The sequence below is a fragment of the Sphingomonas sp. HT-1 genome (assembly GCF_048568905.1).
Classification (GTDB): Bacteria; Pseudomonadota; Alphaproteobacteria; order Sphingomonadales; family Sphingomonadaceae; genus Sphingomonas.
On record NZ_CP183770.1, the window covers coordinates 3,176,857 to 3,192,795 of the forward strand.

The window sequence follows — 15,939 nt, forward strand, 5'->3', positions numbered from 1 at the left end:
TGGTGCATCCTGCCCTAGGAGGGTACGGAGATGATCACCGAAGCCGGGCTACTGGCCCGCGCTCGCGAAATGCGGCGTAATCCAACCGAGCTCGAGAAGCACTTGTGGCGGCATCTTTCCAATGCGCAGCTCGGGCATAAATTCCGCCGACAGCAGGTGGTCTTTCCATGCATCTGCGACTTCTTCTGCCCGGCCAAAGGTCTGGTGGTTGAAGTCGACGGCGACACGCATGACCCCGCATATGACGAGCGCCGGGATGCGTTTCTCCTGAGCCAAGGATTTCTTGCCCTGCATTTCTCCAATCACGACGTCTTCGACAATATGGACGGTGTTCTGGCGGCGATTGTCCAGGCACTCAAAACTCGTCCGGGTCGCTGGTCTGCCAGTCCCCACCCCAACCCCTCCCCTGAAGGGGAGGGGTTGGGCTCGTGATCATTCTCGGTCTCGATCCCGGCCTCGGCACCACTGGCTGGGGGCTTATCCGCGCTGAGGGGAACCGGATCAGCCATCTCGCGCACGGCAAGCTCGTCACCGACACCAAGGCCACTCTGCCCCGGCGTCTCGCCCATCTCGATGCGATGCTTGCCGCGCTGATCACCGATCACGCGCCCGAGGCGGCGGCGGTCGAGGAAGTGTTCGTGAATTCCAACGCCCAATCGACCCTCAAGCTCGGGCAGGCGCGCGGGGTGGTGCTGTGCGCCGCGGCGCGGGTGGGGATCGATATCGGCGAGTATAAGCCGAGCACGGTCAAGAAATCCGTCGTCGGCGTCGGCAATGCCGACAAGGAGCAGGTCCATGCGATGGTCTCGCGGCTGCTGCCGGGGGTGAAGATCGTCGGCGCCGATGCCGCCGACGCGCTCGCGGTGGCGATCTGCCATGCGCACCATCTGGCGAGTGCACGGTTCGGAGTGCGGTAGGGCCTCCGTGTTCTCAGTTGTCATCCCGGCGAAAGCCGGGATCCAGACGCCATTCGCTATCAGCAAGAGCGGCAACGTGGGCCCCATTGGATCCCGCCTTACGTCGGGATGACGGCTGGAGCGAAGTGTGTCCACCGCGCAAACAAAAAGGCCGGAGCGTCGCCGCCCCGGCCTCCTTGAACCCATCCGCAATCGGATCAGTACACCCGCTTCTTCGGCTTGATATAGTCGATTTCGTCGGTCAGCGTGTATTCGTGAACCGGGCGGTAGTCGATGTCGGTCTTGCCGCCCTTGCCGCCCCAACCGTCGAATGTCGCGATGGTGTGCTTCATCCAGGTCGCGTCATCACGCTCGGGGAAGTCCTCGTGCATGTGGGCGCCGCGGCTTTCCTTGCGGTTGATCGCGCTGCGGATCGTCACCATCGCCTGGCCGAGCAGGTTGTCCAGCTCGAGCGTCTCGACGAGGTCGGTGTTCCAGATCAGCGAGCGATCGCTGACATGGACGTCCTGGAAGCCGGCATAGACCTGCTCCATATGCGCGACGCCCTCGGCCATCAGCTCCTCGGTGCGGAACACGGCGCAGTGGCGCTGCATCGTCTTCTGCATGTCGGCGCGGATCTGCGAGGTGCGGGTGCCGCCATTCGCGTTGCGGAAATGGTCGAGCCGGCCCAGCGCCATTTCTTCCGAGCCCTTTGGCAGCGGGTGATGCGCGGTGTTCGGCTTGATGATGTCGACGATCCGCTTGCCGGTCGCGCGGCCGAACACGACAAGGTCGATCAGCGAATTGGAGCCGAGGCGGTTGGCGCCGTGCACCGAAACGCAGGCCGCTTCGCCGACAGCAAACAGGCCGGGGACCACCGCATCCGGATTGCCGTCCTTCAGATGGACGACTTCGCCGTGATAGTTGGTCGGGATGCCGCCCATATTATAGTGGACGGTCGGGACCACCGGCAGCGGCTGGCGGGTGAGGTCGACGCCGGCGAAGACCTTGCCGGTCTCGGTGATGCCGGGCAGGCGCTCTGCCAGGATCTTCGGGTCGATATGGTTCAGGTGAAGGAAGATATGGTCCTTCTCCTTGCCCACGCCGCGGCCCTCGCGGATCTCCATCGCCATCGAGCGCGACACGACGTCGCGGCTGGCGAGATCCTTGGCGGACGGCGCATAGCGCTCCATGAAGCGCTCACCCTCGGAGTTGGTGAGATAGCCGCCTTCGCCGCGCGCACCCTCGGTGATCAGCACGCCCGCGCCGTAGATGCCGGTCGGATGGAACTGGACGAACTCCATGTCCTGCAGCGGCAGGCCGGCGCGGAGAACCATCGCGTTGCCGTCGCCGGTGCAGGTGTGCGCCGAGGTGGCCGACTGGTAGACGCGGCCATAGCCGCCGGTCGCCAGCACCACCGCATGGCTGCGGAAGCGGTGGATCGAGCCGTCGTCCATGCACAGCGCGATCACGCCGCGGCACTCGCCATTCTCCATGATCAGGTCGAGCGCGAAATATTCTATGAAGAAGTCCGCGTCGTACTTCAGGCTCTGCTGGTACAGCGTGTGCAGCATCGCATGGCCGGTACGATCCGCCGCGGCGCAGGTGCGCTGCGCGGGCGGGCCTTCGCCCATGTTCTGCATCATGCCGCCGAACGGGCGCTGGTAGATCTTGCCTTCGTCGGTGCGGCTGAACGGCATGCCGGCATGTTCGAGCTCGTACACCGCGGCCGGAGCCTCGCGCGTCAGATACTCGATCGCGTCCTGGTCGCCGAGCCAGTCGGAGCCCTTGACGGTGTCGTACATGTGCCAGGTCCAGTGGTCCGGACCCATATTGCCCAGGCTGGCCGCGATGCCGCCCTGCGCCGCGACGGTGTGGCTGCGGGTGGGGAACACCTTGGTGATGCAGGCGGTTTTCAGGCCGGCCTGCGCCACTTCCATCGTCGCGCGGAGGCCCGAGCCGCCCGCGCCGACAACGACGGCGTCATAGATATGGTCGATGATCTTGTAGGCGGCGGGCATCAGGCAGCCACTCCGGTGGAGGTGAAGGCAATCTTCAGGATGGCGAAGATCGCGAGCACGCGAACGGTGATCGTGAAATATTCGAGCAGGACGATCAGCACGAAGCGCGTCTCGTTGTGCTGATAGTCCTCGATCACGACCTGCAGGCCGTGACGGAAGTGGAAGGTGACGCTGAGCACCAGGAGGATCAGCGGCACGGCGACCAGCGGCTGTGCGATCCAGCCGGCGACGGTCGCGTAATCATAGGCCGGCAGCAGGGCGATCGAGACGATCAGCCATAGCACCAGCAGCAGGTTCGATCCGGCGGAAACCTTGTGCTTCCACCATTCGCTCGCGCCTTCATGCGCAGAGCCGAGGCCGCGGACGCGACCGAGCCGGGTTCCGTTACCCATGGGCCTTCTCCAGAAGCACGACCCAGAAGATCGCAGTGGCGACGATGCTGAACGCGAAGGTGCTGAGCGCGCTGCGCTTGTTGGCGCGCAGCTCGAAATTCGCGCCGGCGTCGAGGAACAGGTGTCGGGTGCCCGAGGCCATGTGCTGGAGGAAGGACAGGCTCAGGCCGATCCCTACCACATAGCCCAGGATGTTTAGCTGGCCATTCTGCAGCGTGAACACGTTCTGGAACGTCGCATAGGCATCTGGGCCATAGGCCAGCGCGACCAGCCACCAGACGAACAGGCCGGTGCCCACGGTCGCCATGCCGGAGCCGGTGGCGCGGTGGAGGATCGAGACCGCCATATGCGGTCCCCATTTGTAGATGCCGAGATGCGGCGACAGCGGTCGTGCCGTGTTGCGGACGTTGGCCAACGATAAATCCTTTCGGTCGACGCGGGCTTCCTTAATCCCGCAGGACGAGGATGCAAGACGGATTGCCCTTAGGTTCAGCCGGGCGGTGGACGCAAGATATTGTCGTGCGGCGATAGCAGCTGCGCTCCTAACCGCCCCTTAACCACTGAACCGGCATAGCTTCGGGCTAACGCGGCCGAAGCCCGGCCGCCGACCGGGGATGAGAATTAGGTGAGCGATTCGATATCCACCCATCCGTTTGCCGCGGCGGGCACGATGAGCGCGCGGATCGAAATGGCGGCGCGGTTGCACGTGTTCGATTTTGACGGGTCGTTGCTTCAATCGAGTCGCGTCTGCTGGGAAGTGCTGGAGCCGGAGATCGAGGCGGTGTCCGCTGCCTATTGGCACCAATGGGTGCGCTGCTTCCCCGAGGAGCGCGACTGGGCGCCAGCGGATGCCGCGAAGATGATCGATGTCGGCGTGGTGTTCCTGCGCAACCGCTTCCTCGACACCCAAGGCAAGACCTGGATCGAATCGATCGAGCGATCGGTCGCCGCCGCTTATGAGGCGGGCGTGCAGCCGATGGCGCTGCTGTCGATGATCAGCGCGAGCGATCGGGCTGCGTTGGAAGTGCTGCTCCGCCGGGTCGGCGGCACCGATCCGCGCCTGCCGTCGCTGCTCGACACGCTGATGCGCCTGTCTGCGCTGGAGGCGGATATCACCGTCGAGATCTACAACATGTTCCGCGAGCACAGCGCTCAGGTCGCGCGCGACCGGCTGGCGAGCGAGTTCCGCGATTCGATCGGCGCGACGGTCGAGCGTGCCACCCGCGAGGGCGACGAGTTGCGCGGCCAGGCGGCGCACACCTCGGCGTCGGCACGCGGCATGCTCGGCAAGGCCAGCGAAGTCGCCGCCGCCGCCGAGCAGTCGGCGGTGGCGATGCGCGAGGCGGCGATGACCGCGGCCGGGCTGATCCGTGCGATCGAGGATGCGCGCACCGAAGTCGAAGCCGCCGCCGCGATCGCCACGCGCGCGTCGTGCCAGGCGAGCGAAGCGGTGGGGATGAGCGAGATGCTGTCCGATCACGCCAAGTCGATCGAATCGATCCTGGGCCTCATTCGCGACATTGCCGGGCAGACCAACCTGCTCGCGCTCAACGCGACCATTGAGGCCGCCCGCGCCGGCGATGCCGGCCGCGGCTTCGCCGTCGTCGCGCAGGAAGTGAAGAGCCTCGCCAACCAGACTGCCCGCGCCACCGACGATATCGCCGCCAAGATCGCCGCCATTCAGTCGGCGACGCGCTCGACGGTGGATACCAGCGCCTCGATCCGCACCACGGTGTCGGAAGTGCAGGAAAGCGCCAACCGCATTCGCAGCGCGATGGAGGTGCAGGCGCAGACGGTCACGGCGATCACCGCCGCGGTCGACGAAACCGCGCTCGCGGCCGATTCGATGTCCGCCACGATCAGCGCGATTCGCGAGGATACCGAAGCCGTCGCGTCCGAAATCGACCGGGTCGGTCAGGGATTTGCGGCGCTCGACGCCCAGCTCGGCGCGCTGAAGGGCCGCGCTGGCGATTTCGTTGCCAAGGTCGCGGCTTGAGGGGACAGTCCATGTTGGCCATGCTGGAATTCGAAGCGCGCAGCGGTCCGCGATCGCCCGAGGAATGGCTCGCCGATTATGACTGGGACGGTACGATGCGCGCCGCCTGTGCCGACATCGCTGTCCTGCTCGCCGACGGGGATGCGCACCAGGAGATCGCCCGCGGCTGCCAGGTCCGGCTGCGGACGACCCCGCTGGGCGCCCGGCTGCTCGACGCCTTTGGGCAGGAGGCGCATGCCGAAGGCGCTGCGACTTATAGCCGCGTCAAGTTCGAGCAGGCGTTCGGCGACGCCTGGTCGCGAATGATGTGCGACTATGCGGCGGAAACCAATCGGCTCGGCGTGCCCTTGTCGATCGTGATTGCCCAGTTCGCCCATGGTCATTCGCTCACCATCGAGGTGCTGCGCCGGAAGCTGGAAACGGAGCCGGAGCGCCTGGCACGCCTGTGCGATGCGATACAGCGCCTCGCCATGGCCGAGGTGGACCTGATGGCGACGCATCTCGACGCCCTCCACGCCGAAGCCTTGCACGACGAACGGCGGGTGCGATCGGATCAGTTCCGCGCCAGCATCGCCGAATCGATCGAAGGCGCGACGATGCTCGGGAACCGCATTCGCGTACAGGCGCAGGGCGCGTCGGGTGCGGCGCGCGGCATGCTCGGCAAGACGAGCGAAGTCGCCGCAGCCGCCGAGCAGTCGGCCGTGGCGATGCGCGAAGCGGCCATGACCGCGGCCGGCCTCATCCGCGCGATCGAGGATGCACGCACCGAAGTCGAAGCCGCAGCCGCGATCGCCACGCGCGCGTCGGGTCAGGCGAGCGACGCGGTGGGGATGAGCGAGACGCTGTCCGATCACGCCAAGTCTATCGAATCGATCCTCGGCCTCATCCGCGACATCGCGGGGCAGACCAACCTGCTCGCGCTTAACGCCACCATTGAGGCCGCGCGTGCCGGCGATGCCGGCCGCGGCTTCGCTGTCGTCGCGCAGGAAGTGAAGAGCCTCGCGAACCAGACTGCCCGCGCCACCGACGATATCGCCGCCAAGATCGCAGCGATCCAGTCCGCCACCCGATCGACCGTGGACACCAACGCCTCGATCCGCACCACCGTCGCCGAAGTGCAGGAAAGCGCCGATCGAATCCGCCGTGCCATGGAAGTCCAGGCACAGACCGTCACCGCGATCACCGCCGCGGTCGACGAAACCGCGCTGGCAGCGGATTCAATGTCGGCGACGATCGGCGCGATCCGCGAGGATACCAAGAACGTCACCGACGATATCGATCGGCTGCAGCACGACGTTACCGAGGTCGACGATCGTCTGAATCAGCTCCGCGCTGCGGCGGATAGCTTCTCGGCGGCGGCGGAGGCAGCATGACCGCCTCCGCCCAGGGGATCAGGCCAAGGCGCGGCGATAAAAGGCGAGGGTGATCGCCATCGACTGAAGGAACAGCGCCGGATCGTAGCGCGGCCCCTCGTCGCGCAGGAAGGCGTGCTGCGCGTTCAGCTCGTGCCATTCATAGGCGATGCCATGCGCCTCCAGCCCCGCGCGGATCGCCTCCCGCCCGGCAAAGGGGATGTGCGGATCCTGCCGGCCCCAGACGAACAGCATTTCGGCCTTGAGATCGGCCATGCGGGCGAGGCTGTCATCGGCCTTGCCTTCGCCCAGCGTACCCGAATGGATGTCGGTAGGATAGAAGCACGCCGCCGCCGACACGCGCGGGTCGAGCGCGGCGCGGTAGGCGAGGTGCCCGCCCAGGCACACCCCGAAACTGCCCAGCCTGCCGTTGCACGCCGGATGCGCGGCGAGCGCGGTGAGCGTGGCGGCGGCATCGGCGTCGAACGCGGCGACGGGCTTGGTGAACTTCAGCGCATTGCCGCGATCGGTGCCGGCCGGGTCATAGGCAAGCACGGTGCCGGCGGGCTCATATTCGTGATAGACCTCGGGCACGGCGACGACATGGCCATTCCCCGCCAGCATCGCCGCCAGCCGCCGGATGGGTGCTGTGACCTGGTAGATCTCGGAATAGAGGACGATGCCGGGGAAGGTGCCTTCCACCGCCGGGCGGAACCAGTGAATCCGCATCGCGCCGCTGCCGGGGACGGGGACGTCCGTGGTTTCGTCGCTGCGCAGGATCATCGCGGGCTCCCTGGGGTGCCGGAGGAGGGGCACCGATCGGCGCTGCCGTAGCGTGTGTGGTGGCCGAGGGGAAAGGGCTGGCCGGCGAATTCTGGTGGTTAGCGGTCATTCGGCCTTTTCTGGCGTAGCACTCTTAAGCAGTGGAGTTTCGCCGCTCAGGTCCGCCCAACCGGAGTATTTGTGCCACTTATTCTGCTCTCGCCGTTGCCATGAGCAGGACATCTGGGTGTCTACCATTCCGACACAGCCAATAGCTGCGACGTTACGCCTTTCAACACTGCGGCCTTCGAATTTGGATACTGCCGCAGCCCAAACGTCGGGACCCATCCACACCCGCAGAAGCTCATCGTCTTGACCGATTGCGGACGCCCAGAGGAACAATACGGCCAACATATCCGATCCTTTGTCGATAATCTGTGATTATACTCGCCCGCGCATTATGAGCGCAATATCGGACAGCTGTGGAGTATGGGCGCAAGCCCAACGTCCTCTATTGGGGCGAGAGCCGCCGGTCCATGACGGCATTTTAACGCCGCTGCTCCATGGTGACGCGCCCCCGCGCCCGCGCTAGGGCTGCGCCCATGACTACCCATATCCTCCTCACCGGCAGCAGCCGGGGCATCGGTGCGGCGACGGCGGCGCTGCTTGGGCAGGACGCGCGCGTGACGCTCGTCGGCCAGGGCACGCGCAGCGGCATTCCCGCCGACTTCACCGATCCCGCCGCCCCGCAGGCGCTCTGGCAGAAGGCGCTCGACGCGCTCGACGGCCGGATCGACGTGCTGATCAACAATGCCGGCATCTTCGAGGCCAATCCGCTCGATGCCGATCACGACGATTGGGTCGGGGGCTGGGAGCGCACGATGCGCGTCAACCTTACCGCCTCGGCCGAATTGTGCCGGCTCGCGGTGCGCCACTGGCAGGCGCGGGGCAGCGGCGGCCGGATCGTCAATGTCGCCAGCCGCGCCGCCTATCGCGGCGACAGCCCGGCGCACTGGCATTATGCCGCCTCCAAGGCGGGCATGGTCGGCATGACCAAGTCGATCGCGCGCGGCTATGCGGGCGAGGGCATCCTTGCCTTCGCGATCTGCCCCGGCTTCACCATGACCGGCATGGCCGAGGACTATCTGGCGAGCCGCGGCGGCGACAAGCTGCTGGCCGACATCCCGCTCGGCCGCGTGGCGAGTCCGGAGGAGATCGCCGCCATCGCCAGATTCTGCGCGCTCGATGCGCCCCCCTCGATGACCGGTGCGGTCCTCGACGCCAATGGAGCCAGCTATGTCCGCTGAGATCGATAGCTGGAAGGTCAGTCTGCCCTGCACCCGCGCCGAGGCCGAGGCGATCGACGCGGGCACGATCGAGATCGACGCGGTGCTGATGACCACCGAGACGGTGGAGGACGATGTCGAGCATTGGCGGCTCGACGCCTATCTGGAGCAGGAGCCCGATGCGGCAATGCTCGCGGCGCTCAAGGCGCTGGTGCCGAGCGCGGGCGATGTCGAGCCCGAGGTCGAGGCGCTGACCGCGCAGGACTGGGTGACGCTGAGCCAGGAAGGGCTGGAGCCGATCCGCGAGGGCAGGTTCGTCGTGCATACCAGCGCGCATCCGCTTGCGGCGCCGGCGGGAGGGCGCGCCTTTCTGATCGACGCCGGACGGGCGTTCGGCACCGGCCATCATGCGACCACCTCGGGTTGTCTGGCGATGCTCGACGGGCTGGCGGCGAAGCGCTTCGCCAACATCATCGATATCGGCACGGGCACCGGCCTGCTGGCCTTTGCCGGCGCGCATCTCTGGCCCGATGCGGCGGTCATGGCGACCGACATTGATCCCGCCGCCGTCGAGGTGACGCGCGAGAATGCGGCCGCCAACGGCATTGCCGGCGTGGCGCTAGTGGTGGCGGACGGCGCCTTGTCCGACGCGATCACGGCGCGCGCACCATATGATCTGGTGATTGCCAACATTCTTGCCGGGCCGCTGGTATCGATGGCGCCCGAACTGGCAGCGATCGCGGCGCCGAACGCCACGATCGTGCTTGCCGGCCTGTTGGAGACGCAGCGCAGACAGGTGGTGGCGGCGTTCGAGGCGTGCGGCTGCACGCTGGAGGCCATGGATCGCCGCGGGGACTGGACGATCCTGCGGCTGGTGGCGGGCGCCGTGCGCTATGTCCCCTCCGCGCCGCCCGACCCCAAGGGCCGCGACGGCTGGGCGCTGGACATCTGACCCCGTTCCTCAGGCCTTGCGGTGCGCATAGGCCTGGGTGCCGTGGGTAATCACCCGATCGCCGGGTAGGATCGCGGCGATCGGGATGTCCGGCTGGGGCAGGATCTCGGCGTAGAGCGGCGCGAAGTCGGTCTCCACCGTCTGGCGGAGCAGGTCCTCAAAGCTCGGGATGACGAAATAGTTCTGCTGGAAATCGTCGATGCGATAGTCGGTCCGCATCACGCGCTTCATGTCGAATCCGATGCGATTGGGGCTGTCGCTGTCGAGCGCGAACATGCTTTCCGCCGAGCTGGAAACGATGCCGGAGCCGTAGATGCGCAGCCCGTCGGCCTCCTCGACCAGGCCGAATTCCACCGTGTACCAGTAGAGCCGCCCGAGCTGCTTGAGCGCTCCCAGCTCCAGCGCGCGCATGCCCCCGCGGCCATAGGCTTCCAGATAATCGGCGAACACCGGATCCGCGAGCATGGGGACATGACCGAAGACATCATGAAAGACGTCCGGCTCGCGAATATAATCCAGCTGCTCAGGCGGGCGGATGAAATTGCCGGCGACGAACCGGCGGTTTGCCATGTGATCGAAGAAGACGTCGTCCGGCACCAGCCCGGGGACAGCGACGACGCGCCAGCCGGTCAGGCGCATCAGCCGATCCGACAGCTCTTCGAAATCTGGGATGCCGGAATCTGACAGCCGCAGCGCCTCCAGACCTTTCAAATACGCCGAGGAGGCACGCCCGGGCAGCAGCTTTGCCTGGCGGGCGAACAGCGTGTCCCAGGTCGCATGTTCCTCCGCCGTATAAGAATTCCAGCCCTGCGGAATCGTCCAATCCGGTGCGGCCCCTTCGGGTGGGTGGTCCAGCACGTGTGTTTCCTTGTCCATGGCACGGGCATAGCATTGCGCTGATTGCGGTGAAATGCCGGGGAATATCTTGCTGCGCCGGAGTGCGACGGGGTCCATTCCGCACATCGCGATCGCAACGGTTCGCCGCATTTGCGCCCTTTTCGCATTACGCTTTCGGAACAAACGCCGCACTGGTCGATTGCCGACACCGAAAAAGCAGCCGCTTTTCCGAATGTACCAACGACAGGGCGATAGATGATGAAGAACAAGATGCTCGTGCTGAGCGCCGCCGCGGGTTTGATCGCGCTTTCTGCTTGCAACACCAGCCCGCGCGAGCAGGCCGCCGACAACATCGAGGCGAATGCCGAGAACGTTGCTGAGCGCTATGATGCGGCGGCGGATAACGCCACCACCGACGCTGCGGAGAGCGCGATGGAAAATCAGGCCGCAGCGGTCCGCGCCGAGGGCGACGCCAAGGCCGAAGACATGCGCAAGCACGACGCGGATACCAATCTGCACAACGGCATGTAACGCAAGGCGCGTTCGATATCAGGCTAGGCTGTTCCCACGCAGGCAGCCGGGCCTGGAGGGGTGCTCGCACGACGCGAGCGCCCCTTTTTAATGCGCGTTGCACTAGCAGCCGGGAGGATCCGGCATTGTGTCGCTTATCCCTGGCAGCGATCCGGGTGTTCGCGGCACTCCTTGTCCCGCTTGCGCCGCTCGCGCCCTTCGCGCTCTTCCTTCTCCCGCATCTTACGGCCGTAATTGCGGTCGGACTCGTCCTGGCTGGTCGTTGCCCAGTCCGCGGCCTGGGCGCCGGCCTTCACCGGCAGGGTGACGATGTTCGCGGCGGTCTTCACCACGCATCCCCCGGCGAGCAGCGGTAGCGCGAGCAGGACGGGAAGGATACGCATGATCGAAAGCCTTATCTGCCGTTGGTCATAAGGAAGTTATCCCGAGCGGCCACGCCGATGGAAGGAAAATCGGTGAAGAAGCCGTCGATCCCTGCCACCAGAAACGCGGCGATCTCGTCGGCGAGCCGACCGTGCCCGGCAGGATCGGTGCCGACGCGATAACTCGGCATCAGGAACAGGTTCTCGGCGCGGAAGGTCCAGGGGTGGAGTTTCAGCCCCGCTGCATGCGCATCGGCGACCAGGGTGGAGGCGGTGCCGTCGGGATCGAGGATCTGGCCCAGCTCGGGACCGATGCCGGTCGCATATGCTGCGATCGCCTGCAGGCCTGCCGGCGTCGCCATCTCCTTATAGCTGGCGACGGCATGGTCGGCCGGGCCCTGGCTTCCGGCCATCAGCTGGATCAGGGGCACCTTCGTCATCGTCTTGAGCTGCTTGAGGTTGTTCACCTCGAACGACTGGATGAACACCGGCGCATCCGCCCGGTCCCAGCCGGCTGCCTTCAGCGCCGCCACCAGCCGTGCCTCCAGCGGCAGGCCGATCGATGCGAAATAGCTGGGGTGCTTGGTTTCGGGATAGATGCCGATCGTGCGGTGAAGCCGCGCCGCTTCCCGCTTCGCCAGGGCGATCACTTCGTCCAGGGTCGGGATGGTCGCCTGGCCGTCATAAGAAGTATTGCCCGGGCGGATCTTGGGCAGCCGTTCCTTCGCGCGCAGCGTCTTCAGTTCGGCGAGCGTGAAATCCTCGGTGAACCAGCCGGTGATTGTCTGGCCGTCGATCGTCTTGGTGGTCTTGCGCGCGGCGAATTCGGGATGCGCCGCCACGTCCGTCGTATCGGTGATGGCGTTCTCGTGGCGGGCGACGAGCACGCCGTCCTTGGTAGGCACAAGATCAGGCTCGATGAAATCGGCGCCCTGGTCAATTGCGCGCTGATAGGCCAGCAGCGTGTGTTCGGGCCGCTCGCCGCTGGCGCCGCGATGGCCGATCACGATGATGCGAGGCACTGGCTTGTCCATCGGCATCTCCTGCCCGAATGCGAAGGCGGGCGCCATCAGTGCCATCGCCAATAGCAGCAGTCTCGTCACGAAACTCTCCTTCGGCTAGGCGGTTAGGCAGCGGATGTGACGGGAGCGAGACAAGTGGCCGACAACGATAGCGTCCTGGCAGCTGCCGAAGCCTGGCGTGGGGCGCCGATGGCGCTTGCGACGGTGGTGACGACCTGGGGATCGGCCCCCCGCCCGCGCGGCAGCCATCTGCTCGTGCACGCCGACGGCCGGTTCGAAGGCTCGGTGTCTGGCGGCTGTGTCGAAACCGACATCCTGCAGACCGCCGCTGAGGTGATTGCCGGCGCTCCGGCGGTGGTGAAGGACTATGGCGTCGCCGATGCGGCTGCCTGGGAAGTGGGGCTCCCGTGCGGCGGGCAGATCGCGGTGCTGGTGCAGCCAGTGTCGATCAAGGGCTTCCCGCCCGAGTTGTTCGATGCGATCCGAGAGGCCCGTGCTGAAGGGCGGTCGCTGGACGTGGGAACCGACCTCGTGACCGGCCGCAGCGCGATCGGCGCCGGTGGTTTCGTCAACCGCTACGATCCGCCGCGCCGCCTGCTGATCGTCGGCGCGGTGCAGATCGCACAGGGACTGGCCGGGCTCGCCCGCGAGCTCGGCATCGCGACGACGGTGATCGATCCGCGCGGACGCTTCCTGACCGAGGAGCGCTTCCCGGGCGTGGCGCTCGACGATCGCTGGCCAGATGAGGCGGTGACGGCGCTGAAGCCCGATCCGGCTACGGCGGTGGTTACGCTGAGCCATGATCCTAAGATCGACGATGCCGCGCTTCTCGCCGCGCTGGCGCACCCGACCGGCTATGTCGCCGCGCTCGGTTCTCGGCGCAGTCACGCGGCACGGCTGGAACGTCTGGCCACGGCGGGCGTCTCGCCTGAGGACCTAGCGCGGGTCGAGGGGCCGGCGGGACTTCCGATCGGGGCGATCGGTCCTTCGGAGATCGCCCTGTCCATCGCAGCCTCTATGGTGAAGACCTTCCATGCTCACGCCTGAGAATACGGCTCTCGTCCTCCTCGCGGCAGGGCGTTCGGAACGGTTTGCGGATGGCGACAAGCTTACCGAGCTCTATCTGGGCCAGCCGCTCGCCTTCCATGTGGTGACCGCGCTCGAAAAGATGCCGTTCCGCGCGCGGATTGCGGTGGTTTCGTGCACTGCGCTCGACTTCGCTGCGCGGGGATTCGAAGTGGTGGAGAATCCCGATCCTGCGCAGGGCCAGGCGCGTTCGGTGCGCCACGGCGTCGAGGCGGCGGAAGCCGCCGGGGTCGAGGCGGTGCTGATCGCCTTGGCCGACATGCCACGGCTTACCGTCGCGCATTGCTATCGCCTGTTCGACGCCTCCGAAGGCGCCGCGACGCTGGTTGCCTCTAGCGATGGCGTGCGGCCGATGCCGCCGGCCCTGTTCGGTCGCGATCATTTCGCCGCATTGCGCGGCCTGGAAGGCGATGCGGGCGCGCGGACGCTGATCCTGCGGGGCCACCACGTCATTACCCAGCCCGACGAGCTGGTGGACATCGACACGCGCGAAGACCTGGCCGCGCTGCGGGACCGCGAAGCGGCGGCGGCTATTCGTGCCGCAAGGCGTCGATCGGATTGAGCGCCGCGGCGCGCCGGGCCGGGAAGAAGCCGAAAACGATCCCGATCAGCGCCGAAATCCCGAAGCTGAGCAGGTTGATCGAGAGATCGAACTCGAACGGCAGCTTGGCGAGCGTCGCCAGCCCCCAGGAGGCGAAAAACGCCAGCGCCACGCCCATCAGGCCACCCAGGCAGGAAAGCGCGACCGCTTCAACCAGGAATTGCAGCAGCACTTCCTTGCCCAGCGCGCCGATCGCCAGACGAATGCCGATCTCGCGGGTACGTTCGGTCACGGAAACGAGCATGATGTTCATGATGCCGATGCCCCCCACCAACAGGCTGACGGCCGCGATAGCGGCGACGAACAGCGTCATCTGTTGCATCTGGTTCTGAACCGTCGAGGCGAATTCGGCACTGTCGAAGATATCGAAATTGTCGGGCTGGCCGGGAGTGATGTGGCGGCGTTCGCGCAGCAGGCCGATCAACGACTTCTTGACCACGGCGGTGTCATAGCCCGGCGCCACCGCCACTTGGATCGCCAGCACGTTCTGGTTGCCGACGAAGCGGCGCTGCACCGTCTTCAGCGGCAGCACGACCGTGGAGTTGGGGTCGCTGAACCCGGCATTGTCGCGCTTCTTGAGCACGCCGATCACTTCGCAGCTGACCGTACCCAGGCGGAAGCGTTCGCCGACGGGATCTTCATTCGCGAACAGGTTGGTGCGGATGGTGTCGCCGATTACACAGACGGACTTACCGGCGCTCTGTTCGGCATCCGTGAAACGGCGGCCCCCGGCAAATTCCAGATTCTGGGCGTTGAAATAGTCGTTGCTGGTGCCGGTGACCGATGCCTGCCAGTTCTGCGCATTTCGCACTGCCAGCGCTGAGGAGGATGCCTGGGGCGCGACCGCGCTGACGCCGCTCACCTGTTGGCGGATCGCCAGCACGTCGGCATTTTCGAAGCTGGGCGGGGCATTGCCGCCGCCGCGACGCCCGCCGCTTGGGAAAACGGTAAGCGTGTTGCTCCCGAGCGAACTGATCGAATCTTGCACTGAAGCGGAGACGCCGTTGCCCAGCGTGACCATGGTGATGACAGCGGCGACACCGATGATGATGCCCAGCGTCGTGAGGAACGAACGCAGCAGGTGCCGACGGATTTCGCGGAGCGAGAGGAGGAGGGTGGTGAACAGCATGGCTCAGGCCCCGATCGCAGACGGAGCGTTGGTTTCCGTTCGCTCCACCAGCCCGTCCTTGAAATGCACGATCGTTTTGGCGAATGCGGCCATGTCCGGCTCGTGCGTCACCATCAGCACGGTGATGCCCAGCTCCGCGTTCAATTGCTGCAGAAGGCGCATGATTTCCACCGACCGTTCGCTGTCGAGATTACCGGTCGGCTCGTCCGCGAGCAGCACGTCGGGCTTGGTGACGATCGCGCGGGCGATCGCGACGCGTTGCTGCTGGCCGCCCGACAGCTCCGACGGCGTGTGATCGGCCCAGCGATCGAGCCCGACCTGTTCGAGCGCCGCCATCGCGGCTTCGCGCCGCGCCCTGCGGTGCTCGCCGCGGTAGAGCAGCGGCAGCTCGACATTCTCCAGCGCGGTGGTGCGGGCCAGCAGGTTGAAGCCCTGGAACACGAAGCCGAGATAGCGGCGGCGCAGATAGGCGCGCTGATCGCGATCCAGCTCTTCCACATGCACGCCGCGGAACAGATAGCTGCCCCCGGTCGGCACATCGAGGCAGCCCAGGATGTTCATCGTCGTCGACTTCCCCGATCCCGAGGCGCCCATCACCGCCAGGAACGCACCGGGTTCGATCGCGAGATCGACGCCCTTCAGCGCTTGGAATGCGGTCGGCCCCTCGCCGAACGTCTTGGTGATGCCCTCAAGCTGGATCAGCGGATCGGCCAT

Annotated in this window: 18 protein-coding genes; 9 read left to right on the forward strand and 9 right to left on the reverse strand. The window is 66.1% G+C overall.

Annotated features, from left to right (window positions below):
• The first annotated feature begins 30 nt into the window (after positions 1 to 30).
• Positions 31 to 432, forward strand: coding sequence for an endonuclease domain-containing protein (locus ACNFJ7_RS14795; RefSeq protein ID WP_236704416.1), 402 nt, complete (start codon positions 31 to 33; stop codon positions 430 to 432).
• The gene (gene ruvC, locus ACNFJ7_RS14800; RefSeq protein ID WP_019369827.1) at positions 429 to 917 is read left to right on the forward strand and encodes a crossover junction endodeoxyribonuclease RuvC; all 489 of its coding nucleotides are present in this window, start codon (positions 429 to 431) and stop codon (positions 915 to 917) included. The genes ACNFJ7_RS14795 and ruvC overlap by 4 nt, the downstream gene beginning before the upstream one ends.
• A 197-nt stretch (positions 918 to 1,114) precedes the next feature.
• Here the strand turns inward: ruvC and sdhA are convergent, their stop codons facing one another.
• From sdhA to sdhC, 3 genes are read right to left on the reverse strand one after another with little or no spacing between them, the layout of a single operon-like run.
• Positions 1,115 to 2,917: a succinate dehydrogenase flavoprotein subunit gene (gene sdhA, locus ACNFJ7_RS14805; protein WP_019369828.1), complete on the reverse strand. Its 1,803-nt coding sequence runs from the start codon at positions 2,915 to 2,917 to the stop codon at positions 1,115 to 1,117.
• Entirely contained in the window at positions 2,917 to 3,309 is a 393-nt protein-coding gene (gene sdhD, locus ACNFJ7_RS14810; protein ID WP_019369829.1) for a succinate dehydrogenase, hydrophobic membrane anchor protein, read from the reverse strand. Before sdhD ends, sdhA begins: the two co-directional genes overlap by 1 nt.
• Positions 3,302 to 3,724, reverse strand: a complete 423-nt coding sequence (gene sdhC, locus ACNFJ7_RS14815) for a succinate dehydrogenase, cytochrome b556 subunit (RefSeq protein ID WP_019369830.1) — start codon at positions 3,722 to 3,724, stop codon at positions 3,302 to 3,304. Before sdhC ends, sdhD begins: the two co-directional genes overlap by 8 nt.
• A gap of 255 nt (positions 3,725 to 3,979) precedes the next feature.
• Between sdhC and ACNFJ7_RS14820 the strand changes: the two genes are divergently transcribed.
• Entirely contained in the window at positions 3,980 to 5,305 is a 1,326-nt protein-coding gene (locus ACNFJ7_RS14820; RefSeq protein ID WP_019369831.1) for a methyl-accepting chemotaxis protein, read from the forward strand.
• A gap of 11 nt (positions 5,306 to 5,316) precedes the next feature.
• Positions 5,317 to 6,678 carry a methyl-accepting chemotaxis protein gene (locus tag ACNFJ7_RS14825; RefSeq protein WP_019369832.1) on the forward strand — a complete coding sequence of 454 codons (1,362 nt, stop codon included), beginning with the start codon at positions 5,317 to 5,319 and terminating at the stop codon, positions 6,676 to 6,678.
• An 18-nt stretch (positions 6,679 to 6,696) separates the two neighbouring features.
• Here the strand turns inward: ACNFJ7_RS14825 and ACNFJ7_RS14830 are convergent, their stop codons facing one another.
• Entirely contained in the window at positions 6,697 to 7,440 is a 744-nt protein-coding gene (locus tag ACNFJ7_RS14830) for a dienelactone hydrolase family protein (RefSeq protein WP_019369833.1), read from the reverse strand.
• Between the two features lie 581 nt (positions 7,441 to 8,021).
• Between ACNFJ7_RS14830 and ACNFJ7_RS14835 the strand changes: the two genes are divergently transcribed.
• Positions 8,022 to 8,726, forward strand: a complete 705-nt coding sequence (locus ACNFJ7_RS14835) for an SDR family NAD(P)-dependent oxidoreductase (protein ID WP_019369834.1) — start codon at positions 8,022 to 8,024, stop codon at positions 8,724 to 8,726.
• Entirely contained in the window at positions 8,716 to 9,657 is a 942-nt protein-coding gene (locus tag ACNFJ7_RS14840; protein ID WP_019369835.1) for a 50S ribosomal protein L11 methyltransferase, read from the forward strand. The genes ACNFJ7_RS14835 and ACNFJ7_RS14840 overlap by 11 nt, the downstream gene beginning before the upstream one ends.
• A 9-nt stretch (positions 9,658 to 9,666) precedes the next feature.
• On the opposite strand, the gene phhA is transcribed toward ACNFJ7_RS14840, so the two are convergent.
• Entirely contained in the window at positions 9,667 to 10,533 is an 867-nt protein-coding gene (gene phhA, locus ACNFJ7_RS14845; RefSeq protein ID WP_019369836.1) for a phenylalanine 4-monooxygenase, read from the reverse strand.
• A 219-nt stretch (positions 10,534 to 10,752) separates the two neighbouring features.
• Between phhA and ACNFJ7_RS14850 the strand changes: the two genes are divergently transcribed.
• Positions 10,753 to 11,025 carry a hypothetical protein gene (locus ACNFJ7_RS14850; protein WP_037513664.1) on the forward strand — a complete coding sequence of 91 codons (273 nt, stop codon included), beginning with the start codon at positions 10,753 to 10,755 and terminating at the stop codon, positions 11,023 to 11,025.
• A gap of 134 nt (positions 11,026 to 11,159) precedes the next feature.
• On the opposite strand, the gene ACNFJ7_RS14855 is transcribed toward ACNFJ7_RS14850, so the two are convergent.
• Positions 11,160 to 11,408: a hypothetical protein gene (locus ACNFJ7_RS14855; RefSeq protein WP_019369838.1), complete on the reverse strand. Its 249-nt coding sequence runs from the start codon at positions 11,406 to 11,408 to the stop codon at positions 11,160 to 11,162.
• Between the two features lie 11 nt (positions 11,409 to 11,419).
• A complete protein-coding gene (locus ACNFJ7_RS14860; protein ID WP_019369839.1) occupies positions 11,420 to 12,466 on the reverse strand; it encodes a glycerophosphodiester phosphodiesterase family protein in 1,047 nt (348 codons plus the stop codon).
• 78 nt (positions 12,467 to 12,544) lie between these two features.
• On the opposite strand from ACNFJ7_RS14860, the gene ACNFJ7_RS14865 reads away from it, so the two are divergent.
• The gene (locus ACNFJ7_RS14865) at positions 12,545 to 13,456 is read left to right on the forward strand and encodes an XdhC family protein (RefSeq protein WP_019369840.1); all 912 of its coding nucleotides are present in this window, start codon (positions 12,545 to 12,547) and stop codon (positions 13,454 to 13,456) included.
• A complete protein-coding gene (locus tag ACNFJ7_RS14870; RefSeq protein ID WP_019369841.1) occupies positions 13,443 to 14,057 on the forward strand; it encodes a nucleotidyltransferase family protein in 615 nt (204 codons plus the stop codon). Before ACNFJ7_RS14865 ends, ACNFJ7_RS14870 begins: the two co-directional genes overlap by 14 nt.
• On the opposite strand, the gene ACNFJ7_RS14875 is transcribed toward ACNFJ7_RS14870, so the two are convergent.
• Together ACNFJ7_RS14875 and ACNFJ7_RS14880 are read right to left on the reverse strand one after the other, a co-directional pair.
• Positions 14,026 to 15,225 (reverse strand): ABC transporter permease, encoded by a 1,200-nt coding sequence (locus ACNFJ7_RS14875; RefSeq protein WP_019369842.1) that lies wholly within the window; start codon positions 15,223 to 15,225, stop codon positions 14,026 to 14,028. The two genes, ACNFJ7_RS14870 and ACNFJ7_RS14875, sit on opposite strands and share 32 nt — an antisense overlap.
• A gap of 3 nt (positions 15,226 to 15,228) precedes the next feature.
• Complete coding sequence (locus ACNFJ7_RS14880; protein WP_019369843.1) at positions 15,229 to 15,939, reverse strand: ABC transporter ATP-binding protein; 711 nt, start codon at positions 15,937 to 15,939, stop codon at positions 15,229 to 15,231.

Coding starts and splice junctions, on each gene's coding strand:
- ACNFJ7_RS14850 (WP_037513664.1), top strand. CDS start 10,753: ATGAAGAACAAGATGCTCGTGCTGAGCGCCGCCGCGGGTTTGATCGCG.
- ACNFJ7_RS14855 (WP_019369838.1), bottom strand. CDS start 11,408: ATGCGTATCCTTCCCGTCCTGCTCGCGCTACCGCTGCTCGCCGGGGGA.
- ACNFJ7_RS14825 (WP_019369832.1), top strand. CDS start 5,317: ATGTTGGCCATGCTGGAATTCGAAGCGCGCAGCGGTCCGCGATCGCCC.
- ACNFJ7_RS14860 (WP_019369839.1), bottom strand. CDS start 12,466: ATGGCACTGATGGCGCCCGCCTTCGCATTCGGGCAGGAGATGCCGATG.
- sdhA (WP_019369828.1), bottom strand. CDS start 2,917: ATGCCCGCCGCCTACAAGATCATCGACCATATCTATGACGCCGTCGTT.
- phhA (WP_019369836.1), bottom strand. CDS start 10,533: ATGGACAAGGAAACACACGTGCTGGACCACCCACCCGAAGGGGCCGCA.
- ACNFJ7_RS14870 (WP_019369841.1), top strand. CDS start 13,443: ATGCTCACGCCTGAGAATACGGCTCTCGTCCTCCTCGCGGCAGGGCGT.
- ACNFJ7_RS14830 (WP_019369833.1), bottom strand. CDS start 7,440: ATGATCCTGCGCAGCGACGAAACCACGGACGTCCCCGTCCCCGGCAGC.
- ACNFJ7_RS14880 (WP_019369843.1), bottom strand. CDS start 15,939: ATGGCCGATCCGCTGATCCAGCTTGAGGGCATCACCAAGACGTTCGGC.
- ACNFJ7_RS14820 (WP_019369831.1), top strand. CDS start 3,980: ATGAGCGCGCGGATCGAAATGGCGGCGCGGTTGCACGTGTTCGATTTT.
- ACNFJ7_RS14840 (WP_019369835.1), top strand. CDS start 8,716: ATGTCCGCTGAGATCGATAGCTGGAAGGTCAGTCTGCCCTGCACCCGC.
- ACNFJ7_RS14875 (WP_019369842.1), bottom strand. CDS start 15,225: ATGCTGTTCACCACCCTCCTCCTCTCGCTCCGCGAAATCCGTCGGCAC.
- ACNFJ7_RS14795 (WP_236704416.1), top strand. CDS start 31: ATGATCACCGAAGCCGGGCTACTGGCCCGCGCTCGCGAAATGCGGCGT.
- ACNFJ7_RS14835 (WP_019369834.1), top strand. CDS start 8,022: ATGACTACCCATATCCTCCTCACCGGCAGCAGCCGGGGCATCGGTGCG.
- sdhD (WP_019369829.1), bottom strand. CDS start 3,309: ATGGGTAACGGAACCCGGCTCGGTCGCGTCCGCGGCCTCGGCTCTGCG.